6 protein-coding genes are annotated in these 2,989 nt (G+C 32.5%); all 6 read right to left on the bottom strand.

The window, feature by feature from the left end; genetic code table 11:
- Nucleotides 1–719 (bottom strand): phage replisome organizer N-terminal domain-containing protein (locus KO361_06315; protein ID MCC7575178.1); only part of this gene is annotated, 719 nt, incomplete at its 3' end.
- 152 nt (nt 720–871) lie between these two features.
- Entirely contained in the window at nt 872–1,201 is a 330-nt protein-coding gene (locus KO361_06310) for a hypothetical protein (GenBank protein ID MCC7575177.1), read from the bottom strand.
- 263 nt (nt 1,202–1,464) lie between these two features.
- Complete coding sequence (locus tag KO361_06305) at nt 1,465–1,698, bottom strand: hypothetical protein (protein ID MCC7575176.1); 234 nt, start codon at nt 1,696–1,698, stop codon at nt 1,465–1,467.
- A complete protein-coding gene (locus tag KO361_06300; protein ID MCC7575175.1) occupies nt 1,667–1,882 on the bottom strand; it encodes a hypothetical protein in 216 nt (71 codons plus the stop codon). The genes KO361_06305 and KO361_06300 overlap by 32 nt, the downstream gene beginning before the upstream one ends.
- The gene (locus KO361_06295; protein ID MCC7575174.1) at nt 1,879–2,262 is read right to left on the bottom strand and encodes a hypothetical protein; all 384 of its coding nucleotides are present in this window, start codon (nt 2,260–2,262) and stop codon (nt 1,879–1,881) included. The genes KO361_06300 and KO361_06295 overlap by 4 nt, the downstream gene beginning before the upstream one ends.
- A gap of 304 nt (nt 2,263–2,566) precedes the next feature.
- Nucleotides 2,567–2,989 (bottom strand): hypothetical protein (locus tag KO361_06290; GenBank protein ID MCC7575173.1); only part of this gene is annotated, 423 nt, incomplete at its 5' end.

Genomic DNA, 2,989 nt, shown 5'->3' with positions numbered 1-2,989 from the left:
GTTTGCGGTCGTAAGTAGTTTTCCATATTCTGCCCATCTCTGGTAATTCTTCCTTTCCATTCGGCTACCTTGTTATCAATTACTTTTTTAAAATCGTCTAAAGTATAACCTTCTTTAAATCTGGCGTTAATATGTTTATGGTGTGCCTTTGTTGTGGCTTTAAAAGATTTCTCCGCTTTTGTGTTGAGATATTGAATAACAGCATGTATATTTTCTTTCTTCTTCTCTTCTCTATTCTTATCTCTTTCTAATCTATTCTTCTCTTCTCTATTCTTATCTGTATCATTACATAACGTTTCTGTAACGTTACAATCATTTGGAGCAGATATTTGTTTTTGGTTTTCCCTGAATCTTTGAACTCTTAACCGATTGTTTTCTCTTATTTTTTCAAGCGCTCCAACGTTCTGGTGTTTTTCCCAATTTGCTATTTTTATAAAACCATTATCACCAAACTCAATCATGCTAAAATTTTTAAACGTTTCAAGTGCTAATCTTATTGTGTTAAGAGGTCTGTTGAATAATGTCGAAAGCATTTCATCAGTATAAGGTATATTTTCAGTTAGAAAGATATATCCATTCATGTTTTTTCTTCCTGCCAGAGTTAATAGTTTTACCCATATAACTAAAATCATATCTGATTCCGGCATTGATTCTATCATCTTGATTTTTTCATCTTCGAACATACCTGTCGTTATTTTTATCCACTTAATTTCTGACATATTACCCCCTTTAAAATAACAAAAGAGCCAACCAATAGGCAAAGGTAAGGAAGTGGAAAATACCTATCGGTCAGCTCTTTATATAAACTTTTTTTGGAAATTTTGATTTTCATATCCTTACCTTTATACCTTAATTTCATTATAATCTTTTTTTAGGTTTTTGTCCAATATTTTTCTTCAATAAATATTTGTTTCCGGTGTGGCTTGAATTCCCTGAACATTTTGTTTTTCTCTATGTCCTCTAAAGATATTTCCCACGTTTTAGGATAACCCCTTTTATTCATATCATAAATTACCACTTTGTTTATTCCGTAAACACTTTTAAGGTAATCAAACATTTCATAATCCAAGCCCCACGCATTCATTTTTATATGGAAGTGTCTTTCCTTGTTTCGCTTGATTATCCATCTTCCTGTGTCGGTATCAAAATCCCCTATATTTAATTCCTTGCCGTTTACTCTTATTGTAGTTGGAATTATCATTTAATCCTCCTTAATATTCTAAATTCCAAATCATCTTACCTGTTATCACTTCAATATTTTTTAATAGCTTACTGATTTCTGAATGAAGATTATCTATACATTGATTTTGACCTCCTATAATCTGATTTTGTTTAATAATAACTTCTCTCAACCTGTTTATCTGGTAGTTGAATATTAAAGTTAACGCTAACATAAGCAGAATGATTAAAATAACATTCTTATTTTGCATTTTACCTCCAATTAAGATGTTTATATTAAGATTATCAATTTTCGCTGTAGTGAGGCTTGTTTGGCTTATTTTGGCTATTTGCTATTTTGTCCTGCCCGCTCTCATCTAATATTTCGGTTTTCCGGTGTTCAATATTATTCCTGTCTAACCAATCAGACAAAGCGTCTATAACATCACAATATTCGTCGTGAGATTTTGGTTTTATATCATACCTGATTATCATTCCTTGCCTCCTGTTATTTATCTCCATACATAACTTCCATTCCATAATCAATATCTTCCCAACTTCTGGCATCTTCAAAAGCATCTTTGTTTGCCTTTAGTTTTGTGTAAATATCTTCAAGTTCTCTTAATGTTATGTCCTTGAATTTTATGTTTTTCCCTTTAATTCTTCTGTGTTCTCTTTTTACTAATCTTAGAAGTAAATCAGTTTCATTTTCTTTAAATTTCATTCCCCACCTCCGAGATATTTGAATTCAAAATCTTCCATAACTTTTTTGAGAGTAAGGTTTTTTAGACCATATAATTCAGTATCATATGCTATTTTTAATATATTCCACATCTCCTTATACGCCTTATTTTCTTCCTTCAGCTTCTTATTTTCTAACATCAATTCCCTTACATTAAGGTCTAATTTCTCCAATTCCCTTATTTTGGCTTGTCTTCTTTCTATTTCTTTAACCCAGCCACTTTGTTCGTTTCTATAAACCTTATTTTCGGCTTCCAGTGATTTGAGTAGGGATATGACCCTTTTAATTTCTTCTTGCCTGTTTATAGAAACTTGAAACTCTGAAGCTACTTCTAAACATTCAATCGCTTCTTTAACTTCCATTACATTTCCTCCCATTCCTTTTATTCTGGGGCTACCTTTTATTGATAGCCCCTAACACAATTACTATTACTAATGCTATTTAATCTGCATCACAGGTTAGGCCCTCTATTCAGTTGGTTTGCTTCATGGACACCTCCTAAATTAGTTGCCACCTGACAGGATTCCCCACCCTGTAACCCAAATCTCTAACTCTTTAAAATAGGGTTATCACATAGTTTTTGAAAAGAAACGTCTAACTTTATTATCTGGAATAACCCCTCCAAGTTGAAGCAACCTGACGCCAGAACGCCACAGGTGGCATATTTTAAATTGTTTCATAATAGGTCAGTTTCACTTTGCCGATGTTGATTTTGTAATACTCAATTAAAAAAGCTAAGCTATATGATGTCTGTATCAAGTCCCCAATTTTATTATTTGTTTGTTTATCGATTTCAGTTAATGAATAAATTTCTGAACCAGTAGATTCACCACCATATTTTCTATGTCCGTCATTATGTAATATCCCCAACCGCCTTTTTCCACGCCATTCAAAAGTGCAATAGCAGGGCAATTTGATACGGTCAAGGTTTTCCTTACATTTATATTTGCCGTTGCTTAGTGGAAAATTGGTGTAATACATTTCAGTTTTGCCGTCATTGTTAACATAAGTAACTATCCTTGTTTCCAGATAAGGTTTTTTATTAATCACCTTTTGTGCTAATTCGGGTGTCATAACTCCTCCTTTCTT

Source organism: Candidatus Woesearchaeota archaeon (genome assembly GCA_020854775.1).
Classification (GTDB): Archaea; Nanobdellota; Nanobdellia; order Woesearchaeales; family 21-14-0-10-32-9; genus 21-14-0-10-32-9.
The sequence above is the reverse complement of the archived record's forward strand: the minus strand, read 5'-3'. Positions and strand labels throughout refer to the sequence as shown.

Coding starts and splice junctions, on each gene's coding strand:
- KO361_06310 (MCC7575177.1), bottom strand. CDS start 1,201: ATGATAATTCCAACTACAATAAGAGTAAACGGCAAGGAATTAAATATA.
- KO361_06305 (MCC7575176.1), bottom strand. CDS start 1,698: ATGGAATGGAAGTTATGTATGGAGATAAATAACAGGAGGCAAGGAATG.
- KO361_06300 (MCC7575175.1), bottom strand. CDS start 1,882: ATGAAATTTAAAGAAAATGAAACTGATTTACTTCTAAGATTAGTAAAA.
- KO361_06295 (MCC7575174.1), bottom strand. CDS start 2,262: ATGGAAGTTAAAGAAGCGATTGAATGTTTAGAAGTAGCTTCAGAGTTT.